Genomic DNA, 22463 nt, shown 5'->3' on the forward strand with positions numbered 1-22463 from the left:
AGGCGTACCGCAGGGTGCCCGCTCGTCGTCGCGCCGAGGAAGGGCCGCTGGAGCCTCGGTTCCTTGTGGGTGACGACCTGGCGGGCAGCCGGACGCCGATGTCCATGGTGGGGCCGAGGGCAGCGAAGATCGGCCACGTCGTGGGCGGCCGTCCCGACGGGGTCATGGGAGTCGACCACCTGGCCGAGACCTGCGACGCAGCCTTTCTACGGCATCAGCTCGTCGACGGGCGGCGGTGAGTGTGTGGGCGGGGGGAGGCGGCCGGTCCGCGGGCTACATCCAGGGGGCCCTCGCCTCTCGCTTCGGGCGATGCCTCCATCGCCATGGAGGGGCGGAGCGGAATCGATGACCTGCGCCCCTGTGCGCTGTCCGAGCATGACTGACCCTTCCTCGTCGCCCGGGCTGAGCCGTGCTCCACGACGCTGGGCCGGCGCATGATCACCCCGGAGACGGACCCGTAGTGGATCGGAGAAGTGGCACCAACGAGGTCCCCACACACACGGTGACGGCCTGGTCCCGGTTCCCCTCGCTCGGCCACACACAGGTCTGGCGTCTGCTCGCCTCCGTTCGCGACGGCCTGCCTTCGCCACCTGGGCGATGGGGCAGTCGACGGACGTCCGGGCGAGCTGTGTCCATCACCCGGCGGTCGTGCATGGGCGGCTCGCGGCAGTGATGATGACAGCACAGGTATCAAAGCGGCCCTCCATACCTCCATCGTCGGTAACACCCCTGTCATGGCGAGCATCTCCGGCTCCCAAGGAACGCTGACCTTTCGATGAATCTCTGTGTTGTCGCAACTCTCCTCACGAAAGCGGCCTTTGTGCCATCCTGAGCTTCGCCGTACAACACTCGGGGGGCGGGTATGGCCATCGAAACCTGGCAGGTAGTGCTCATTGTCTGCGGAGTAGTGGCACTCGTAGTCATCGTGATAGCCGTTCGGAAACGGTTCAAGAACCTGAAGGTGGGACCGGGAAGCGTCCAGGTGGAGAGTCATGCCGATCCGGAACTCAAAGCCCACGAAGTCCATCTCAGGCGCTCAAAGGTGAAGCGGTCGCTCATCGACGTCGTCAGAAGGAGCCGTACCTCGGTCGTCGACTCAAAGGTCACCAAGAGCACGATCAAGGTACGCGAAACAGAGGATCCGCCGCCCGCCCAGCCCACCCAGTGACAAGGGCCTGAACAGAACGGCAGACGGCTGGTCGGAGATCCGGCGTGCACATTGACCGCAGTGAACAACTGAATGATGCCGCTCGCGCCATCGGGGGGAACGGTCCTCACCGGGCAGTCTTCTTCGAGGGCGCGGAAGGCGTGGGAAAGACATCCTTATTGACCGAGGTGCACCGCAGGCACTCCGACCGGATCACCCTCTACGTGGACCTCGCAGTCGCCTACGACCAAACCGATGTGCTTGCCACGATCGCGCGGGAGGCATCCGTTAAGGGGCTGCGTACGGACTCGTTCCGTACCCTTCAGCAACGGTACGCGGAACTTCCCTCCGTCGTGATCAGAGACTCGGAGATCAAGAAGTCCAACGTCGAGATGGCGTTCAACGTCAATGGCGACCGTAAGTTGCAGAACTCCGTCCTGACCGACGAACTGGTCGCGACACTCGCTGCGGCACGGGCGGAACAGGCACCGGTCCTCCTCCTGGACAGTTTCGAGAAGTGCCAGAAACCCATGCGTGACTGGCTGTGCGGCTTCCTGAACGGGCTGTTGGCGGCACCCGAGGTGACCGTCTTCCTGGCCGGCCGAAGTGTGCCGACACTGACTCACCCGGATGCTGCCAGGCGGACCCGCACCTTGGTTCTCAATCCGTTCGACACGGCCATCGTCGAGGAATGGATCGAACTGACGGGCATTGAGGACCTCAAGGGCCTCGGGTCTGTCATCTGGCGCGGAACGGCCGGGCTCCCGGCCAGAATCAGCGAATTCCTGTCGAACTTCAGCGCTGGCAATGGGTGACCGAATGAACTCCGACATCGTCGAACAACGGATCCTCGCTGCGTTTCACCGTCTGCCGAGCGGCGAACGATCGGTGATCGAACTGCTCAGCGTGTACCGCATGCTGGACCCCGGCATCGTCGACTACACCGGCCGAGCGCTGGGGATCGACCAGGACAGCTCACACATCCTGCGACTTCCCATGGTCGAAGCGCGAAGCGGGCTCGGTGACCGCGCCTTCCGCCTGCGTCCCATGATTCGTCAGCTCCTGCTCACCCGACTCCACGACGAGGACCCGGTCAACTACCACCGGGCACACCGGCTGGCCGCGGGGTACTTCAACCAGCCCCTCGATCCGTTGAGACTCGGCACACTGGGCTGGTACGTCGAGGAGATCCACCATCTGACCATGTCGCATCCGGGGCGCGCGTTCTCCCGACTGGCCGACTTCTCCCACGCCGCTCTGATGGCCGGGCACCCGGAGGCGGCCAGCCGGGGCGCGGCGGAGACAGCGCGAGCGGACGGTGTGAGCGACGACTTGAAGTCGCTGGCGGAAGTCGTCCTCTCGGTGTCGGCGATCTTGGCCTCGCCCGCCGAGGTCGACGAGCAGGCTCTCATTCACCTGGACGGAGTTCTGACGACGTCGCGACCGAGCAACGACCTGGCCGCTCTGCGTATTTCCCAGCTCGCCCGCGATCTGGTCACCTACTACAGCGTGCGTCTCGCGCCGATGCCACGCATGAGCGCGGCCGTTGCCCCGGCCGTGCTCGCCGGCGCGGCACAGGGCGGTCTGCCGGAGGTCTCCACGGCCCTCGCCCTGGCCGAGGCGGTCGCCCACTTCCCGAGCGGTGTCATGAGTCGCGCCCACAAGGTGGAATTCCGCGAGGCCGGCACCGTACGGCATTGCATCAAGACGTCCCTTTACACCCAGGCGGCAGGCACCGCGACGCACCAACCCGTGGACCTCTTCCCGGTGGAGTCCGGCGACACGTTGGACGGACTGGAGGTGACGGACGCGAACGGCTGGGCCGTTCACGCACTGAAAGTCGTCGAAACCCAGATGTACATGGCCAGTGCGGTGTCTTCCTGGCTCACTGAGGCGGCTGGTGAGGAACCACGGAGCGAAACCATGGCCCCGGCGCGCAGGGGGGAGATATCCCGGTCGCTTGTGTCGGCACTCCAGAACCGGGAGCACGAAACGGTAGGTCAGCTCCTTCAGACGGCCGCGGACCAGTCGGACGGGCCTCAGCACCGCCGCATTCAGTCGGTGACGACGTACCTGCCTCTCGTCGCCGTCCTCGACGCGAACTCCGGCACGTCGCAGAAGCTGCAGTACGACTATGAGGGACCGTACAAGGTCAGGCGTTTCGGGTTGTGCGGCGTGGTGGTGAACCTGGAGATGGTCCTCCCCAGCCAGATCAAGAACCGCTTGGAACTTCCCAGGCTCGACGGCCTCGAACTCGCGGACGTTCACATGAGGAGCGAGGTTCCGCACACGCTGGCAGGCAACTCGAACCGCCACCACTGGCCCCACAGCGACATCCGGGAGGCGCCCAGCCAGTACGCCGTGGTCTTCTCGGACGACGACAGCGACGCGCCGTACGGTCGATTGGCCAGAGCGAACCTCGATCTCCTCTACGTCGTGCGGAGAGAGGACGTCGTCCGGGTACGACAGGTCAATCTCGTGTGCATGGTCGCCTGCCTGGCGGCGATCTTTCTGCCCTATGCCCTCAGCGGGGAGGTGTGGTCCAACATATTCTCGTGGCTCACGGCGATCCTCATCCTCGTGGACGCGTACCGCAAGAACCCGAGTTCCGATCCCGGGGCCAGCGCCCAGGAACTGCGGGCCACCGCCAGCCGGCCCATCAGAGGTGTCCTCGCCGGCAATGTCCTGTGCGCCGTGATCTCGGTCGCCACGTCCAACGTCGATACCTCCACCACTACGCTCGCGATCCGCGTCGGAGGTTTCGCCGCCTGCCTGTTCATGGCTCCCTTCCTGTTCGCCGTGGCCAGGCAACGCAGCAGGGTCATGAGCCGTGCGGTGCTCGTAGGACGTTGATCGCTCGGGTTCCTGAGGTGGTTTGCGTCGCCCGCCCCCGAGGGTGTTGTGCAGCAGGTCGAATCAGGGCGTGCCGCGAGGGTGGATCGGCTGTCAGACCCGCCTGGGATGCTCCGAGGATGGAGATGACAGTGCAGCTGACGATCGACTGCTCCGATCCGCAGAGAATGGTGACCTTCTGGGCCGAGGCCCTGGGCTATGTGCCTGAGCCTCCGCCGGGCGGGCACGCCACGTGGCGTGCCTACTGGGCGGCGGCGGGGGTGCCCGAGGCAGAGTTGCCGGCCGGTGCCGGGGACATTCCGGAGTCGGTCATCGATCCCGCGGGACGTGGACCGAGGGTGTGGTTCCAGCAGGTTCCGGAGCCGAAGGTCGCCAAGAACCGGTGGCACTTCGACCTGAAGGTCGGTGGGGGCCGTGACGTCCCACTGGACGTCCGCGTACAGCGGGTCAATGCCACGGTGGAACGGCTGGTCAAAGCAGGTGCCACCGTGCTGCGGATCAAGGATGAGCCGGGCATGGGACTCTACGCCGCCGCCATGCAGGACCCCGAGGGCAACGAATTCGACGTCGTCTGAGGGCCGTTGAGACGGCACTCGAATTGCTGCCAGCCGCCGTGCTGCCCGGCCGTCACGGCGATTGACATGGGCTTTGGCCCTGCTCAACCGCCAAATACAGCTCGGCGGTGAACCGCCCCTTCGCGTCGGGTCTGGGGCTGAAGTCGGGTGAAGAGACCTGCTGGTTGGGTCTCTTCACCCGCAGCACCTGTTGGCGGCTGATGCTCGCGCCAGGGGGGGAGACGCAGGTCACATTCGTGCGTGTCACAGGGGGCCGGGTCATCTCGTCTCGGGGGTGTAGCCACTGACGACCACGGAGGAGCCACACCATGGACGCGCGACTGAACTACTTCGCCAGCCCGACCGCCGGCAAGGCCCTCAAGTACTTCATGTCGGCGGGCAGGGCGCTCAAGGACCTGCCCCTGCCGGCCGCGACGCAGGAACTGGTGGCGCTGCGCGTGAGCCAGATCAACGGCTGTGCCGCCTGCCTCGACATGCACACCAAGGAGGCCGCCGCCGCCGGCGAGACCTCTGTGCGGCTGAACCTGGTCGCGGCGTGGCGGGAGGCCACGGTCTTCACCGACGCCGAGCGTGCCGCGCTGGAGCTGGCGGAGCAGGGGACCCGGGTCGCGGACGCGGCCAGTGGGGTCAGCGACGAGGTGTGGGCGAACGCCGCCAAGCACTACGACGAGGAGCAGCTCACCGCCCTGGTGCTCCTGACCTCCTTCATGAACTCGGTGAACCGGCTGAACATCATCACCCGGCAGCCGGCCGGCACGTACGAGGTCGGACAGTTCCACTGAGCGGCATCAGCAACTGGCTCGGGGCCCGGCTGCGGGCCACCGGGCCCCCGTGCCGGGGCACTACTCTGGCCTGCCGGTGGCCCCGCTGATCACAAGAAGCCGGCTGTGCGGACGAGGAGAGCCCGGTGGGCGGGCTCGAGGGAGGGGATCCGGCGTGGCCAAGGTCGAGGAGTTCGAGGAGCTACGGCCGCTGCTGTTCTCGATCGCCTATCGCATTCTGGGCAGCGTGGGTGAGGCCGAGGACGCGGTGCAGGAGACATGGCTGCGCTTTGACGGCTCATCGACCCGCCCCACGTCGACCAAGGCCTTCCTGTCGGCCACGGTGACACGGATCTCGATCGATGTGCTGCGCTCCGCACGGGTGCGCCGAGAGGAGTACGTCGGCCCGTGGTTTCCCGAGCCGCTGCTGAGCGATCCGTATGAGGATCCGGCGCGGTCGGTGGAGCTGGCCGACTCGGTGTCGATGGCGGCGCTGTTGCTGCTGGAGCGGCTCAGCCCCCTGGAGCGGGCGGTGTTCGTGCTGCGGGAGGTGTTCGCCTTCGAGTTCGGCGAGGTCGCCGCGGCGGTGGGGCGGTCGGAGGCGGCATGCCGGCAACTGCTGGTGCGGGCGCGGAGGCATATGGAGGCTGGGCGGCCGAGGTTCGCGGCGGACCGGCAGGAGCGGCAGGAGCTGGCGACGCGGTTCTTCGGCGCGCTGAAGGACGGGGACATGGGCGGGTTGCAGAATCTGCTGGCCGCCGACGTGCAGTTGGTCGGGGACGGCGGCGGCAAGGCCCCGCAGCTGGCCAAGGCCGTCATGGGCATGGTGAACGTGGCCCGGGTGCTGGGCACGGTCTTCCCCTTGATGATCCGGATCGATGTGACGTTCGAGCCGCACGAGATCAACGGCCAGCCCGGCGCGATCTTCCGCGACCGGGACGGCAAGATCCTGCATGCCATGGTCCTCGAAGTGCTCGACGGGCAGATCCAGACCATCCGCGCGGTCATCAATCCCGACAAGCTCGGCCACCTCGGGCCGGTCGCGGATGCCTGGGCCATCGACCGTGAGGTGAAGCGAGCCCGTCGGCAGATGAGCTGACCAGTCGTCTGGGCATCGGCTGCCGGCCGCGCGAGACGACGAACCGAGCACCACAGCGCTTCCGGACTTGGGTGGCAACGAACTGCATGTCTGGCAGTGCGCCGCCTACTAGGGCTGGGCGGCGCCGGAGGGGCAGAGCCTTTCAGCAGTGCTGTCAGGCGTCGCTGTCGCACAGGACGGCGCGCAGGACGTCGTTGCCCTGGGTTCCGCGCCCCGGGAAGGTGATCAGGGCGCCGGGAGCCGCCGTCCGGCAGGGCACGTCGGTGCCGTCCAGGTAGACGACTCTGAGGGTGTAGGTACTGGAGCAGTCGTTGGTGGCGAAGGTGTATCGCCAGTCCACGGTGAGGTGCACGCAGTCGGGCGCCGTGACCGGCTCCTGCGTCGACTGCGCCGATTCCCGGGAGTCCGCCGCCTGAGGTGCCGCCGATGCCGCCGTGCAGGCCGCCTGGACGCACAGGGCCGCCGTGAGGGCTATGAAAGTTGAACGCATGATCCGCATCATGGTGCTGATTCCCTTCACTTCATGAACGTGTGGCCTCAGCCTAGGAGACGGTGAAGGTGGTGTGAAAAGTTTTGCGGCAAGTTTCGCAAAATCATGGAACGGCTTTCACTGTCTGGCGCTGGGTCGTCGGTGTCGTGAATGGCCAGTTCAGGACGGCTGCCTCAGGGCTGTCGGCCTCTGGCGGCAGTTGTCGGCCCCGGCGGAAGGGAGCGGGCGCCCGCAGTCGGGCGCGGCCGCGTCGGCGGCGACAGAGCAGGACTGACACCTGCCACCAAAACACCGACGCCATCAACCGGCGAAGACGGCGATGTGACCGAAAGTGATCGGTGTCCCGCCGCGTGTAGCGGTGCCGGGGCGGCAAAACAAAACGTTCCCGTGCCGGGCGGCCCGGCACGGGAACGTCCTGAACGGTCGGGTCAGCGCTTGAAGACCGCCACGGAGCGGCCGGGAACCTCGAAGGTGCCCGTGCTCCTGGTGTAGGAGGCCGACTTGACGACCCGGTCCGCACCGGAGGCCTGAACCGGATGCAGCCGGTAGGCGCTGCCGCTCAGTTCCTTCACCCGCTGGGCCTGGCGCTCGTCGGTGGCGTTGAACACCACGATGAGGTCACCGAGTTCCATGGTGATCACGCCGGGTGTCTCCTCCTTGCCGGAGAGGGGGAAGGCCAGCGCCGACTGCACCTGCGCGGCCGTGTCGAGGGAGAACGCCTTCTCCGTCGTACGGATCCGCAGCAGGTCCCGGTAGGCGGCGGAGGTGCCGTTGATGGTCTCGCACGCCGGGGTCGGCACCGAGGCCAGGAGCGGCTTGGCGTACGGCCACTTGCTCTCGTTGTCCGCCGCCGGCGGCAGACCCCGGCCGAACCCGTTGCCGTCCCGGCAGTCCCAGTGGAGGGCGTTGTACCAGTCGCCGCTGTTGAAGGAGTTGCGGTCCAGTGACTTCGACCGCAGCAGATCGGTGCCGGCCTGGGACAGGGCCGGGCCCTGCGACAGGGCTGCCGTCGCCAGTGCGAGGACCTGCATCCGGCCCCGGTCGGTGGCGGAGGTGTCCGCCGGGAGTTTGTAGGTGAGGGCGTCGTACAGGGTCTCGTTGTCGTGGGCGTCGGCGTAGGCGAGGGCGTCGCCCGGGGCGGCCGCGTAACCCGCGGGGCTGCCGTTGTAGTCGACCTGGGCGCCGGTGACCTCCTTGCCGCTGGTGTCGGTGAAGCGGAACCGCGCCAGGTTGCCGCTCAACCCGACCTTGATCAGGTCCTGGTAATGCAGGAGGCGGGCCTTCTGCTCTTGCGAAGTGCCGTTGGCGTCGGAGGAGTTGGGGTCGGTGTAGAGGCCGCTCGCGAAACCCTGCACGCCCGGGTCGGCCTCGAACGCACTGCCCCCGCGCACGGCGTCGCGCGCCCGGTCGGAGAAGGTCGCGATGCCGGTGCCGGCCATGTTCTTCTGGGTGGCCTGGACGAAGCGGACGTCGTCGGCGATCTCGCCGAAGTTCCAGCCCTCGCCGTACAGGATGATCTTCTTGCCGTCGACGCCGTCCTTGGCGAGGGTCAGCGCGTCGAGTGCCTTGCGGACGGCGAGGATGTTGGCCTTCGGGTGGTGGCCCATGAGGTCGAAGCGGAAGCCGTCGACCTTGTACTGCCTGGCCCAGGTGACGATCGAGTCGACGACCAGCTTGCCCGTCATCGCGTGCTCGGTCGCGGTGTTCGCGCAGCAGGTCGAGGTGGCGATGGCGCCGTCGGCGAGGAGACGGTGGTAGTAGCCCGGAACCACCCGGTCGAGGACCGAGGTGTCCGCCTGGCCGCCCGCGACCGTGTGGTTGTAGACGACGTCCATGACCACCCGCAGGCCGTCCCGGTTCAGCGCCTGCACCATCCGACGGAACTCGACGGTGCGCCGCGTGCCGTCGGGGTCGGTCGCGTACGAGCCCTCGGGGACCGTGAAGTGGTAGGGGTCGTAGCCCCAGTTGTAGGCGTCCTTCGCGGCGGTCTTCGCCACGCACTCCTGCTGCCGGCCGGAATCGGGCGCGTGGGAGGCCAGGTCGCATCCGGGCGTCTGCCGGTCGGCCGTCTTCTCCGGCACCGTCGAGAAGTCGAATACCGGCAACAGGTGCACGTACGAGGTTCCGGCCTCGGCCAGGGCACGCAGATGCCTGCTGCCCGCGGAGTTCCTCTCGGTGAAGGCCGCGTACGTGCCACGCTCGGCCGCCGGGACAGTCGTGTCCTCGACGGAGTGGTCACGCACGTGCAGTTCCTGGATCTGCGCGTCCTTCAGCGGAACGGCTTCGGGCTTGCGCAGGGTGGACCATCCCGCGGGCGCCAGGGAACGGTCGTCCAGATCGACGACGAGACCGCGGGCCGAGTCGGCCGTCAGGGCCACCGAGTACGGGTCGGTGACCTCGTTGGTGACGATCTTTCCGGCCGTCGGCGCCCACACCGTGACGGCGTACCGGTACGGCTTGTTCTTCCAGGACGGCGATCCGGTGACCGACCAGACACCCGTGCCGCCGTCGCGGCGCATGGGGATCCGCCTGCCGTCCAGGTCGAGCGACACGTTCCGCGCGGTGGGGGCCCAGACGGACAGGGTGGGACGGCCCTTGCGGAACACCGGACCGAGGTCGGCGTCCCGCGCCGCGCCGTAGAGGTCGTCCAGCGCACCGGGGATCTGTACGCCCGTCGCCGCGAGCAGGGCCCCGTCCGCGGCCCGCTGGGTGGCGATGACCTGGCCGCGCAGTGCGGTACGGGTCCGGTCGCGGTCACGTGGGTCGACGGCGAAGGCCGGGTAGTCCTTCAGGTGCGGGTACGCGCTCTTCTGCCGGTCGGTGAGGGGCGCCGGTGTCAGCCGGAGCCAGTGCCCCTCGTGGGACAGGGCGCCGTCCACGACGGTGATGTCTCCCTCGGGCGCGTAGACGAGCTGCTGGCTGGTGGCGTCCGTGGCCTTCACCTGCCACACCACGGTGTCCGCGTCGATCCACTGGGCCTTCGACGAGCCGAGGTCCAGGTCCGGGGCAGCGCCCACGGCCGGCAGCAGGTAGCCGCTGTCGCCGCCGATGAGCCAGACGTCCTTGCCGTGCGCGGCGAAGTCCAGCGACCGGTCGCTCGGGAGGTCCTTCTCGTCACCCTTGTGGACGATGTAGCTGAGGGACTTCGCCCCGTCGGCCAAGGGCACCTCGAAGGTCACTCCGAAGGCGTCCTCGCCCACCGGCAGCAACGGCTTGGACCAGTCCGTCGGGCTCGCGGCGCCGCTCCAGGTGTGCAGGCCCCAGCCGTCGTAGTCACCGTCCGCGCGGTGGTAGTGGATGACGGCCTTCTTCTCGTCCTGCGGCGGGTACGCGCCCTCGGGCGCCGTCACCGCCTGCCCGTCCTCGCCCTGTTCGATCCACACCTCACCGGTCCTGGCGATCTCGACCGTGCGTCGAGGGCCGTCCGCGGTGCCGTCCTTCTCGACGGTGTAGGCCACGTCGGCGGCCCCGTCGTCCAGCCTGATCCAGGCGAAGGCCCCGTAGGCGTCGCGGCCGGTGAAGTCGGTGGTGCCCGCAGGCGACTTGAGCTGCCAGCCGTCGTAGTCGCCGTCCGTGCGCCGGTAGTGCACGACGGCGTAGTCGCGGTCCACAGCGTTCGGCCTGGGCTTCGCCGGTGGTGGTCCGGCGCTGGTCGTGGCGGTGGCGCTCGCGGTGCGTCCGGCGCTGTCGATCACCACGGCCTTGTAGCGCAGAGCCGTTCCCGCCGGCACGGTGTCCGCCAGATGCTGCGTCACCCCGTACGGCGCGTGGTCGGCCGAACCCAGCGTGCGCCACGGCCTGTTGCCCACCTGTGCGGCGAACACGACCCTGTTCAGCTGCCCGCCGTCCACGTCAGCGGAGATCTCCACGTCACCGGTGGCACCCGTGGCGGGAGCCCGCACTGACACCGACGGCCTGGCCGAGGGGGAACCCAGCGGCTTCGCGGCCTTCAGCACCACCGCTGACAGGCCCGGCACCTCCACCGTGATCTTCTTGTCCGCGCCACTGGTGACCCGCGCCGACGACCCGTACACCTCGCGGAAGTCCATCCCCGCCGAGTACGTCCCGACCTCGACCGTACGCGTCCGCTCGGCGTTGTTCACCGCGACGACGTACTCGACCCGCTCCTTCGACCCCGTGCGGGAGAACGCGTACACGCCCTGCCCGTCGTCCGCGTACCGCTCCTGCTGCACACCGTCGCGCAGCGCCGGATGCCGCTTCGTCAGCTGCGACAACGCGGCGATCGACCGGTACAGCGGATGGTTCTCGTCGTAGGCGTCCGACGCGTGGGTGCGCTCGGTGCCGATCAGGTCGTCGTCCAGGTAGTCCGCCACCTGCGAGGCGAACATCGTCTGGCGGGCGCCCTTGTCGCCGCCCGGGCCGGTGAAGCCCTGTTCGTCGCCCGCGTAGATCACCGGGTTGCCCCGGGACAAGAACATCACCTCGTGCGCGAACCGGTCACGGCGCAGCAACTCGGCGTCGTCAGCGCCGGGGTTGTCCTGACGGAGGAAGCTCCCGATCCGGCCCATGTCATGGTTGCCGAGGAACGTCACCTGCTCGTAGGCGTTGGCCTTGTCGGTGGTGTAGCGGTAGTCCTCGGCGAGGACCTCGGAGAGCGCGTTCGCCGGCTTGCCCTGGGAGGCGTAGCCGCGGATGGCGTTCTGCAACGGGAAGTCCAGCGTGGCGTCCAGCCTGCCCCGGGTCACGTACGGCGCCGTGACGGACGGGTCGGACGACAGGGTCTCGCCGAACACGAAGAAGTCCTCGCGGCCCCGCTTGGCGGCATACGCGTCGATCGCCGTGGCCCACTGGGTCCAGAACGGCATGTCGACGTTGCGGACCGTGTCGACGCGGAAGCCGTCCACGTCGAAGTCCTTGACCCACCTCTGGTAGATCGTCTCCAGGCCCCTGACGACCTCCGGGCGTTCCGTCCAGAGGTCGTCCAGACCGGTGTGGTCGCCGTAGAGCCCGCTCTCGCCGACGAAGGTGGAGTCACCCCGGTTGTGGTACATGGCGGGGTCGTTCAGCCACGCCGGGACCTTGGTGTTCTTCTCCGACTCCGCCACCACCGGGGTGTACGGGAAGCTGTCCTCGTCGACCTCGGCCATCCCCTCGCTGTCGTCGAAGGGGCGTCCCTCGGTGTCGAGGTAGGGGTGGGCGCCCTTGGGGCGGTATCCGTACTGCTTCTCGGTGTTGGTGACGGTGTCGGCGGTGTGGTTGGTGATGACGTCGAAGAAGACCTTCATGCCCTTGGCGTGGGCCTTGTCGATGAGCTCCGCCAACTCGGCGTTGGTGCCGAAGTGCGGGTCGACCTGGGTGAAGTCGGTGATCCAGTAGCCGTGGTAGCCGGCGGACTCCCCGCCGCCCTGTACCGGCTTGTTCTTGAAGATCGGCGCCATCCAGATCGCGGTGGTGCCGAGCCCCGTGATGTAGTCGAGCTTCTTGATCAGGCCCTTGAGGTCGCCGCCCTGGTAGAAGCCCTTGTCCGTCGGGTCGAAGCCCGTGGTGGTCCGGTCGCCCGTGAGACCTCCGCGGTCGTTGGCCGCCGAACCGTTGGCGAACCGGTCGGGCAGCAGGAAGTACGACTGCTCCCGGGTGAGGTCGTGGCGAGCCGGCTCGGCGGCCAGCCGGGCGTCGGACGGCGGCGCGGGCGGCCGGGGCGCCGCCTTCGCCGGTGACGCCGTGCCGAGTGCCGTCGCCAGCACGGCGGTGACGACGGCCGTGGCGGTAGCGCCCCTCACGCGGCCGCTTGGCCTTCCTCTGCCTGTTCTTCGGCCTGCGCGGTCTGTGCGCTCCGTGGACGAGACGGTCACCTGCTGGATCCTTCCGGTCGGTTCACTGCGATGCGGACGCCGGTGGCGCCCAGCAGGGCACCGCCGTCCGTCCGCTGGGTGGCGATGAGCTGCCGGCCCGCGAGGGCCTGGTCGACGCGGTCGCGGTCCCGTGGGTCGACCCGGAACGCCGAGGCGTGTGCGTACTCGGGGTAGCGGGCCTTCTGTGCCTCGCTCAGCTCGGTCGGCGCAAGACGCAGCCAGTGGCCCTCGTCCGACAGGGCGCCGTTCTCGATCGTCAGGCCGCCCTCGGGGGCGTACACCAACTGCTGGCTCGCGACGCCCGTGCCCTCGCCCGCCCACACGACGGTGTCGTCACCGATCCAGGTGGCTTCCGAGCGCGCGAGGTCGAGGCCGAAGGCACCGCCCAGCGAAGGGGCCAGATAGGCGGGGTCGCCCGCTACGCGCCACACCTCGTGCCCGTACAGGGAGAAGTCGAGCGCCTCGTCGGCGACGACGTCCTTCTCCTCCTTCTTGTGGAAGACGTAGCTGAGAGTGGGCGCGCCGTCCTTCAGCGAAACCTCGAAGACGAGGCCGAAGGCGTCCCGGCGGACCGGCCGCACGGGATCGTTCCACTCCGGCGGGTACGCCGAGCCGGTCCAGGTGTGCAGGCCCCAGCCCTCGTAGTCCCCGTCGGGCCGGTGAAGGTGGAGGACGGCCTTCGTGGTGTCCTGCGGCGGGCCGGTGTCGCGGGGCCTGTCCGTGCGGACCGTCTCACTGCCTTCCTCGGTCCACACCTCGCCGGCCACGGCGAAGTCGACCGAGCGCTCCGGTGCGTCGGCGACGCCGCCCTTCTCGACGGTGAACCGGACCGGGCCCGCGCCGGGCGGGATCCAGGCGAAGGCACCGTAGGAGTCGCGGCCCGCGAACGGCACGGTCCTGCCTTCGGAGGTCCTCAGCACCAAGTCGTCGTGGTCGCCGTCGGCCCGTCGGTGGTGGATGACGCCGTAGCTGCGCTGCACCGTGGGCTTGGCGGGGGTGGGGGGCTGTCCGGCGGTCGTGGTGGCGAGGTCACCGGCGGTGCGGCCGAGGCTGTCGACCACAACTGCCTTGTAGCGCAGCGGAGTTCCGGACCGCACCGTGTCGGGGAGGTGCTGGGTGATCCGGTGGGGCGCGTGATCGGCCGAACCCAGCGTCGTCCAGGGACCGTCGCCGACCTGTGCGGCGAACACCACCCGGTTCAGCTGACCGCCCGACACGTCGGCGGAGATCGTCACATCACCGGTGGCTCCCGCGTCCGGCGCCCTGAGGGACACCGTCGGCATCATCTCCGGTGCCGGCAGCGGGCGCTCGGCCTTGAGCACCACCGCCGACAACCCCGGCACGGTCACCTCGACCCCGCGGGCCGCGTCACTGCGCACGGTCGCCGAAGTGCCGTACAGGCCCTGGAACTCGGTCTGTGCCGAACCGGTCTCCAGCTCTACCGTCCTTGCCGCGGGGGAGTTGTTCGCCGCCACCAGGTACTCGACCCGCTCCCGTGCGTCCGTACGCGAGAAGGCGTACACGCCCTGCCCGCGGTCGGCGTACCGCTCCGTCTGCACCCCGTCCCGCAGTGCCGGGTGGCTCTTCGTCAGCTGCGACAGCGAGGCGACGGCCCGGTACAGCGGATGCCCTGTGTCGTAGGCGTCCGTCGCGTGCGTACGCTCCGTGCCGATCTGATCGTCGTCCAGATAGTCGGCGGCCTGGGAGGCGAACATCGTCTGGCGGCCGTCGACGTCGCCGCCGGGACCGGTGAAGCCCTGTTCGTCGCCCGAGTAGACCACCGGGTTGCCGCGGGACAGGAACAGCAACTCGTGGGCGAACCGTGACCGCTTGAGCAGTTCCGCGTCCTGGGCGTCCGGGTTGTCCTGGGCGACGAAGGTGCCGATGCGGCCCATGTCGTGGCTGCCGAGGAAGGTCACCTCGCCGTAGGCGTTGGCCTTGTCGGTGGTGTACCGGTAGTCCTGCGCGAGGACATGGGAGAGGTCCGTCGCCGGGCCGCCCCTGGAGGCGTAGTTGCGAAAGGCGGCCTGCAGCGGGAAGTCGAGCGTGCTGTCGAGCCGGCCCTGGACCAGGTACGGGGCCATCACGACGGGGTCGCCGGAGTACGCCTCACCGAACACGAAGAAGTCGGGTCGCCCCTGCCGGGCCGCGTACGCGTCGAGTGCCGTGGCCCACTGGGTCCAGAACTCCATGTTCACGTTCTTGGCGGTGTCGACGCGGAACCCGTCCACGTCGAAGTCCTTCACCCACGTCTCGTAGATCCGCGCCATGCCCTCGACGACCTCGGGACGCTCGGTCCACAGGTCGTCCATGCCCAGGAAGTCCCCGTACAGGGCGCTCTCGCCGGCGAAGGTCGAGTTTCCGCGGTTGTGGTACATGGTGGGGTCGTTGAGCCAGTCGGGCACCATGCGGTCGGCACCGGTGCGGGGCAGCGGTGTATAGGGGAGACCGTCGGCGTCCACGGGCCGCATCCCTTCGCTGTCGTCGAAGGGGCGTCCCTCGGTGTCGAGGTACGGGTAGGCGCCCTTGGAGCGGTACCCGTACTGCTGCTCCGCGTAGTCGACGTTGTCGGCGGTGTGGTTGGTGATGACGTCGAAGAAGACCTTCATGCCCTTGGCGTGGGCCTTGTCGATCAGCTGGGCCAGTTCGGCGTTGGTGCCGAAGTGCGGGTCGACCTGGGTGAAGTCGGTGATCGCGTAACCGTGGTAACTGGCCGACTGGTGACCGTCCAGGGTCTGCACCGGCTTGTTCCTGAAGACCGGTGTCATCCAGATCGCGGTGGTGCCCAGCCCTTTGATGTAGTCCAGCCTGTCGGTCAGCCCCTTGAGGTCGCCGCCCTGGAAGTAGTGCTTGTCGGTGGGGTCGAAACCGGTCCGTGTGCGGTCCCCGCTCAGGCCGCCGTGGTCGTTGGCCTCGGAGCCGTTGGCGAACCGGTCGGGGAGTAACAGGTAGAACTGCTCGCGGGAAGGCGCGGGGCGGGCCGGTTCACGCGCCAGCACCGCGTCGGACGGAGGGTCGTGGACGGTGGCGGACGCCGGTGAGACGGCGGACGGCAGGACGGCCATCGACGGGACGACCAGGGCCAGGGCCAGAGCTCTGGCGGTTCTTCGCCGGGGCGGGGACACGGTCACGAAGTCCTTCTCCTCAACGGGCTCACGCAGGGAGCCGCCCGCGGGCGGCGGGCGGCGCGGGTGGTGCCGGGTCGCACCGCACGCCGTCGTGCTGCGGCGTGCGGTGCGGTGTCAGGGGGCGAGACCACGGGACGGTGGCGGTGTTCCAGTCGTCCTAACCGCAGGAGGTCGCGCCCGTGTGCAGGGCGAGGGCGGTGTTGGCGCCGAGCGTCGCGGTGAACTGGCCGGAGCCGTTCACGGCGACGGGCTGGTTGCTCTGTACGTCGCAGTAGGTGCCCGCGGGCAGCGACGTCTGGAAGGTACGGGTCAGGGCGGACGACTCGTGGTTGATGACCACGTACGCATTGCTGCCCCGGCCGAACGCGATGGCGTTGTTGTCGTTGTCCCACCAGTTGGTGACGGCGGCGTCACCGGCGGTGTTGCGGAACCCCACCATGCTCGCTATTTCGGGCCAGGCATGCTGGCACTTCCAGCCCTCGGTGTAACAGGCGTTCACCTGACCGCTGTTGGGCGGGCCGGCGTCGTGGTCGCTGAACTCGTAGCCGGAGTGGACGTCCGGTGACCCGTAGGGCCAGGCCAGCATGAACACATGGGCGAGGGTGTAGTTCGCGCCGTCCTTGTAGGTGAGGGTCGCGCCGGTCCGCTCGGTGTCGTGGTTGTCGACGAACACGGCGGCGTTGCCGCTGGGGAGGTAGCCCCAGCCCTCACCGTAGTTCTCCAGGTAGGCCAGCTTCTCGCTGGTGAAGACCCTCTTGAGGTCCCGGGCGTAGCTGAACTCCTGGACGTCCCCGGTGCCCGTGTACTGGCTGGGTTGCACGGCCTCACCGGCGACGCCGATGGTCTCCTGCTTCCAGTAGACGCCGGGGTTGGTCAGTCTGGACTTGATGTTGCCGAGGTCCGCCGGTTCGATGTGCTTGGCCGCGTCGATGCGGAAGCCGTCCACGCCGAGCGAGAGCAGGTCGTTCAGATAGCCGGCGATCGTCTTGCGGACGTACTCCTCGCCGGTGTCCAGGTCGGGCAGTCCGCCCAGCTCGCAGTGCTGGACGTTCCAGGCGTCCTGGTAGTTGCTGATCGACGCCGTGCAGTCGTCCATGTCCGACACGGAATACGTGCCCGGGTAGTCGTACTTGGAGAAGCTGGAGCCTCCCGAGCCCGTCCCGGAGCTGTTGGCCATGTGGTTGATCACGGTGTCCGCGACGACCTTGACTCCGGCCGCGTGGCAGGTGTCCACCATGGACTTGAAGGCGGTCCGGTCGCCCAGCCGGGTGTCGATCTTGTAGCTGACGGGCTGGTACGCGGTCCACCAGGCCGCGCCCTGGACGCGCTCCTGCGGCGGTGACACCTGGACGTACCCGTACCCGGCGGGGCCGAGCGCGTTCGTGCACGCCTGGGCGACGGAGCTGAACTTCCATTCGAACATCACGGCGGTGACGTCCTTGTCGCCGGGGGGCGCCGCCGGTGCGCTACTCGGTAACGCGACGAGCACGGCGGCTCCGGCCACCAAGGCGAGTGCAGCGGCGACGGTCTTGTTCGCCATCGTTCCTCCTGATCCACCAGATGCGGACGAGAGGCCTCACGCAGCAACGCGCCGTGCCGACAGGCCCTTGAAGCTTCTTGCTGAAACACAGCAGAAACTGTTTGCAAACGAGACCGTACGATCCGCTGATGCATCGGTCAACCCTCTGCGTCAAGACGTGCGGCATTCGGTGCTGTACCGCCAACTACGCCGATCTACTGGAGAGTTGGAACGCTGCAATCCCTTTCGCAAGCGTTTCATTCGTGTTACGTTCAATCATCGTCCGGTCCGGCGGATCGGAGACCCGGGAGAACCGACCGGGTCCACGCGCCCGGCCCACCGGACCGGACCTCCAGCCGAGGCTCCGCAGCCTTCGCGCCGCCCCGCTGCCCCGACCAGGGCCGGCTGCGGAGCCTCTCAGCGGCACAACCCCGGTGCGATCATCCGGGCCGTCGCGCCGTGGAACCGCGCACGACCAGCTCCGGCTGGAAGACGAACTCGGTGCGCTGCACCGGGTTTCCGCCGATCTCCTCCAGCAGCGCGCCCACCGCGGCGGTCGCCATCGCCTGCACGGGCTGACGCACCGTGGTGAGCGGCGGGTCGGTGAAGGCGATCAGCGGGGAGTCGTCGAAACCGATCACCGAGACGTCACGCGGCACCTCCAGGCCGCGCTCACGCACCGCGCGGATCACCCCCAGGGCCATGAGGTCACTGCCGCAGACGATGCCCGTACATCCCTTGTCCAGCAGCGCCGATCCGGCCGCATGGCCGCCCTCCACCGTGAACAGGGTGCGCTCGACATGCCGCTCCGCCTCCCCGGCCCGAGTACCGCACAGGGCGTGCACGGCGGCGGCGAAGCCCTCGGCCTTGCGTCGTGACGGCACGAACCGGGTCGGACCGACGGCGAGCCCGATCCGCACATGGCCCAGTTCGGCCAGGTGACGCACCGTCATGTGCACGGCGGACCGGTCGTCGGAGGAGACGAACGGCGCAGTGATGTGCTCGTTGTAGCCGTTCACCAGCACGAAGGGCACCTTGCGGGAGCCGAGTCGGTGATAGCGGGGGGGGTCGGCCGTGGTGTCCGCGTGCAGGCCGGACAGGAAGACGATGCCGGTGACGCCCCGGTCCTCCAGCTGCTCCACCAGTTCGTCCTCGGTGGATCCGCCGGGCATCTGCGTGCACAGCACGGGTGTGTACCCGTGCCCGGCCAGCACCTGCTCGATGACCTGGGCGAACGCGGGGAAGATGGGGTTCGTCAGCTCGGGGATGACCAGCCCGACCAGACCGGCGCTGCGTTGGCGCAGCCGCACCGGCCGCTCGTAGCCGAGGATGTCGAGTGCGGCCACCACGCGCCGCCGGGTGCCGGGCGCGACGCCGGGCTTGCCGTTGAGCACCCGGCTCGCCGTGGCCTCGCTGACACCGGCCTGGGCGGCGATGTCGGTGAGCCGCGGGGCACCGGTCTCGGTACCCCGCGTGAGGGAGAAGGTCACACCGCCCACCAGATGGTGGTGTCCGCGGGAAGCTCGGCCGCGTCGCCGTCGGGCAGCGACCCCTGACTGCTGAGCAACGGCCGCCCCGGCACGGTCCACGGCACCGGCGCGCCCGTCGTGTTCACCGTGCACACCAGGTCGCCGTGCCATGGTCCGCCGCCGTCGCCCCGGGCCGAACGGCGGAAGGCGAGTACGCCGTCCGGGGCCTGAAGCCACTCGACGCGGTCGCCGGCGCCGAGTGCGGGATGCTCCCGGCGCACAGCCAGCGCGCTGCGGTAGAGCTCCAGCGTCGAATCCGGGTCACCGGACTGCGCCTCGACCGACAGACGCGCCCAGCCCGGCGGCTGCGGCAGCCAGCTCGGTCCGCCCGCGACGGGTCCGAAGCCGTACGGCGCCCCGGTCCCCGACCACGGGATCGGCACCCGGCAGCCGTCCCGCAGGCCGTCCTGTCCGTGGTCCTTGAAGAAGGACGGGTCCTGCCGTACCTCGTCCGGCAGGTCGGTCACCTCCGGCAGGCCGAGTTCCTCGCCCTGGTAGAGGTAGACGGAGCCCGGCAGCGCGAGCATCAGCAGGACCGCCGCGCGGGCCCGGCGCAGCCCCTGTCCGGGGTCGTCCGGCGCGAGGCGGGTGGTGTGCCGTACGACGTCGTGGTTGGACAGCACCCAGGTGCTGGGCGCACCGTGCGGGCGCATGGCGTCGAGGCAGTCGTCGATGGCCCGGCGCAGCGCGCCGGCGTCCCAACCGGTGCTCAGATAGTGGAAGTTGAACGCCTGGTGCAGTTCGTCGGGCCGCACGTACCGGGCCGTGCGTTCGACGGTCGGTGTCCATGCCTCGGCGACGCCGATGCGCTCGCCGGGGTACTCGTCGAGGACCGTCCGCCACGAGCGGTAGATCTCGTGCACGCCGTCCTGGTCGAAGAAGGGCAGCGGCTCGGTGCCGAGCAGTCGCAGCTGTCCGGTACGGCCCGTGTCGGGCAGTCCGGCGGCCTTGACCAGCCCGTGGGCGACGTCGATCCGGAAGCCGTCGACGCCCATGTCGAGCCAGAACCGCAGGACGGACCGGAACTCGTCCCGCACGGCCGCGTGCTCCCAGTTGAAGTCGGGCTGCTCGGGAGCGAAGAGGTGCAGGTACCACTCGCCGGGCGTGCCGTCCGGGTTCTCGGTCCGGGTCCAGGCGGGGCCGCCGAAGACGGACTCCCAGTCGTTGGGCGGCGTCTGTCCGTCGGGGCCGCGTCCCGGCCGGAAGTGGAAGCGGTCGCGGAGGGGGGACCCGGGGCCCGCGCTCAGCGCGCGCCGGAACCAGTCGTGCTGGTCCGAGCAGTGGTTGGGGACCACGTCGATGATCACCCGCAACCCCAGGGCGTGCGCCTCCCGGATGACCTCGTCGGCGTCGAGCAGCGTGCCGTAGGCGGGGTCGACGGCCCGGTAGTCGGCCACGTCGTAGCCGCCGTCGGCCTGGGGGGAGACGTAGAAGGGGCTGATCCAGACGGCGTCGACGCCGAGTTCCCTGAGATGCGGCAGCCGCGAGCGGATGCCCTGGAGGTCACCGATGCCGTCGCCGTCGCTGTCGGCGAAACTGCGCGGGTAGACCTGGTAGATCACGGCCTCCCGCCACCAGTCGGGGCGTTCGCCCGGAGCGGGGTGTGTGGTGGCGGTGCCGGGCTCGGCGAGGTGCTGAGTCATGTCTTCCCTGCCTGCTATGGGTGGGGGTCAGGACTTGGTGGCGCCTGCGGTCAGACCGGAGACGAGGTGGCGTTGGACGATGCCGAAGACGATGGCGGCGGGGACGGCGATGATCACGGCGGCCGCCGTCAGCGAACCCCAGTCGCTCGTGTACTGGTTGACGAACGTCTGGAGCCCCCCGGCGAGCGTGAGGTTCTCCTCGCCGGTCATGAAGGCAGAGGCGTAGGCCACTTCGGCCCAGCCGGTGATGAAGGTGTAGAAGGCGGTGACGGCGAGTCCCGGCTTGGCCAGGGGCAGCACCAGCCGCCAGAACGTGCCGAACGGGGTGAGGCCGTCGACCCGGCCCGCTTCGTCGATCTCGACCGGGATGCCGTCGAAGTAGCCCTTCATCATCCAGGCGCAGAACGGCACCGCGACGGTGAGATAGGTGACGACCAGGCCGGCGGGCTGGTTCAGCAGCCCGAGGTCGGCGAGCAGGTTGTACAACGGCACGATGAGCACCGCGACCGGGAACATCTGGGTCAGCAGGAGCAGCCACATCAGGGGCCGCATGCCGGGGAAGCGGAAACGGCTCACGGCGTAGCCGGTCGTGGCGGCGACGAAGACGCCGATCACCGTGGTCAGGCCGACGACGACCAGCGAGTTCTGCAGCCAGGACAGGAAGGCGGTGTCGGCCACGACGTGGCGGTAGTTGCCGAACGTGAAGTCCTCGACGAGCGAGGTGTCGAACGCGTCCGTCTTGGGCTTGAAGGACGTGATCAGCAGCCACAGCGGCGGGAAGACCGCGACCACGGAGGCGACCAGCAGGGTCAGATGCAGTCCGAGCGAGGCCAGCGGGCCGCGGTCGTGCCTGCGGGCGGTCGTGGAAGCGTGGGTCACCAGATGTCTCCCTGCTTGCGCAGCGAGCGGCGGTAGGCCGTCGCGAAGAGTGCGAGAAGGAGCAGGATCAGCACGCCCCAGGCGGCGGATCCGGCGTAGTCGCGGGGGCTGATGACGAAGGACAGGCGGTAGGCGTACGTCACCAGGATCTCGGTGGCGTCTCCCGGACCGCCGCGCGTCAGCAGGAAGATGACCGGGAACATGTTGAAGGTCCAGATCGCGCTGAGCAGGACGACCGTGCTGGAGACGGACCGCAGTCCGGGCAGGGTGATGTGACGGAAGCGCTGCCAGGCTGTCGCCCCGTCCATCTCGGCGGCCTCGTACAGGTCGCCGGGGATGGACTGGAGGCCGCCGAGGAGGGCGATGAGCATGAACGGCACGCCCAGCCAGACGTTCACGGCGATGACGGAGACCTTGGCCCAGGTCGGGTCGGTCAGCCAGGAGATACGGTCGAAGCCGCCGCCGGCCAGCAGTTGGTTGAACAGGCCGCTGCGTTCGTTGAAGAGCAGGCGCCAGGTGAACACGGAGACGAACGCGGGCACGGCCCAGGGCAGGACGAGCGCGGTGCGGTACAGGGAGCGGCCCCTGAACGTGCGGTTGAGCATGACGGCCAGGACCAGGCCGAGGGCGAAGGACAGCGCCACGCAGCTGACGGTCCACACCACGGTCCAGCCGAGGCGGTCCCAGAAGACGCCGTCGTCGAGGATCGCCTGGTAGTTGGCGAGGCCGACGTGGTCGTAGGTGGCGGGGATGTGGTTGACGCCGATGGTGCGTTCCACGTTGGCCTCGTTGGCGTCCGTGAGGGACAGCCAGGCGCCGCGTGCCAGGGGGTATCCGATGATCACGCCGATCACGACCACCACGGGGGCGACCATGCTCCAGGCGTACCAGTGGGTGGTCAGGCCCCGCCGCAGCCGGCCCGGAACCTTGCGGTCGGTGCGGTGCCGGCCGTGGCCGTGGGGGTCTGGTGTGCCGGCGGCCTCCGCCACCGGTCGGCCGGTCTCGACAGCCATGGGTCAGCCTCCCG

13 protein-coding genes and 2 pseudogenes are annotated in these 22463 nt (G+C 68.9%); 7 read left to right on the top strand and 8 right to left on the bottom strand.

The window, feature by feature from the left end; all coding sequences use genetic code 11:
* The first annotated feature begins 65 nt into the window (after positions 1-65).
* The 7 genes from ACFU95_RS35185 to ACFU95_RS35215 all read left to right on the top strand — a co-directional run bounded on the left by ACFU95_RS35185 (position 66) and on the right by ACFU95_RS35215 (position 6435).
* Positions 66-239 (top strand): hypothetical protein, encoded by a 174-nt coding sequence (locus ACFU95_RS35185; RefSeq protein ID WP_383836451.1) that lies wholly within the window; start codon positions 66-68, stop codon positions 237-239.
* 623 nt (positions 240-862) lie between these two features.
* Complete coding sequence (locus tag ACFU95_RS35190) at positions 863-1168, top strand: hypothetical protein (protein WP_383836453.1); 306 nt, start codon at positions 863-865, stop codon at positions 1166-1168.
* Positions 1169-1212: 44 nt separating this feature from the next.
* A complete protein-coding gene (locus ACFU95_RS35195) occupies positions 1213-1962 on the top strand; it encodes an AAA family ATPase (RefSeq protein ID WP_383836455.1) in 750 nt (249 codons plus the stop codon).
* Between the two features lie 4 nt (positions 1963-1966).
* A complete protein-coding gene (locus tag ACFU95_RS35200) occupies positions 1967-4000 on the top strand; it encodes a hypothetical protein (protein ID WP_383836458.1) in 2034 nt (677 codons plus the stop codon).
* 119 nt (positions 4001-4119) lie between these two features.
* Positions 4120-4575, top strand: coding sequence for a VOC family protein (locus ACFU95_RS35205; protein ID WP_383836461.1), 456 nt, complete (start codon positions 4120-4122; stop codon positions 4573-4575).
* A 308-nt stretch (positions 4576-4883) separates the two neighbouring features.
* Positions 4884-5357 (top strand): carboxymuconolactone decarboxylase family protein, encoded by a 474-nt coding sequence (locus ACFU95_RS35210; protein ID WP_383836464.1) that lies wholly within the window; start codon positions 4884-4886, stop codon positions 5355-5357.
* Positions 5358-5511: 154 nt separating this feature from the next.
* Entirely contained in the window at positions 5512-6435 is a 924-nt protein-coding gene (locus ACFU95_RS35215) for an RNA polymerase sigma-70 factor (protein ID WP_383836467.1), read from the top strand.
* 154 nt (positions 6436-6589) lie between these two features.
* Here ACFU95_RS35215 and ACFU95_RS35220 read toward each other — a convergent pair whose 3' ends face one another.
* The 8 genes and pseudogenes from ACFU95_RS35220 to ACFU95_RS35255 form a co-directional block, all read right to left on the bottom strand.
* Entirely contained in the window at positions 6590-6925 is a 336-nt protein-coding gene (locus ACFU95_RS35220) for an alpha-amylase (RefSeq protein ID WP_383836470.1), read from the bottom strand.
* Positions 6926-7353: 428 nt separating this feature from the next.
* Complete coding sequence (gene pulA, locus ACFU95_RS35225; RefSeq protein ID WP_383836594.1) at positions 7354-12630, bottom strand: pullulanase-type alpha-1,6-glucosidase; 5277 nt, start codon at positions 12628-12630, stop codon at positions 7354-7356.
* Positions 12631-12764: 134 nt separating this feature from the next.
* Positions 12765-15803, bottom strand: a pseudogene (locus ACFU95_RS35230) (alpha-amylase family glycosyl hydrolase); the annotation flags it as partial.
* Positions 15804-16026: 223 nt separating this feature from the next.
* Positions 16027-17406, bottom strand: a pseudogene (locus tag ACFU95_RS35235) (alpha-amylase family protein); the annotation flags it as partial.
* Between the two features lie 419 nt (positions 17407-17825).
* Complete coding sequence (locus ACFU95_RS35240; RefSeq protein WP_383836473.1) at positions 17826-18884, bottom strand: LacI family DNA-binding transcriptional regulator; 1059 nt, start codon at positions 18882-18884, stop codon at positions 17826-17828.
* Entirely contained in the window at positions 18872-20557 is a 1686-nt protein-coding gene (locus ACFU95_RS35245) for a glycoside hydrolase family 13 protein (RefSeq protein WP_383836476.1), read from the bottom strand. Before ACFU95_RS35245 ends, ACFU95_RS35240 begins: the two co-directional genes overlap by 13 nt.
* Before the next feature lie 27 nt (positions 20558-20584).
* On the bottom strand, positions 20585-21436 hold the full coding sequence (locus ACFU95_RS35250) for a sugar ABC transporter permease (RefSeq protein WP_383836479.1): 852 nt from the start codon (positions 21434-21436) through the stop codon (positions 20585-20587).
* Positions 21433-22449, bottom strand: coding sequence for a carbohydrate ABC transporter permease (locus ACFU95_RS35255; RefSeq protein ID WP_383836482.1), 1017 nt, complete (start codon positions 22447-22449; stop codon positions 21433-21435). The genes ACFU95_RS35250 and ACFU95_RS35255 overlap by 4 nt, the downstream gene beginning before the upstream one ends.
* Positions 22450-22463: the final 14 nt, after the last annotated feature.

Source organism: Streptomyces sp. NPDC057623 (genome assembly GCF_042800355.1).
Classification (GTDB): domain Bacteria; phylum Actinomycetota; class Actinomycetes; order Streptomycetales; family Streptomycetaceae; genus Streptomyces.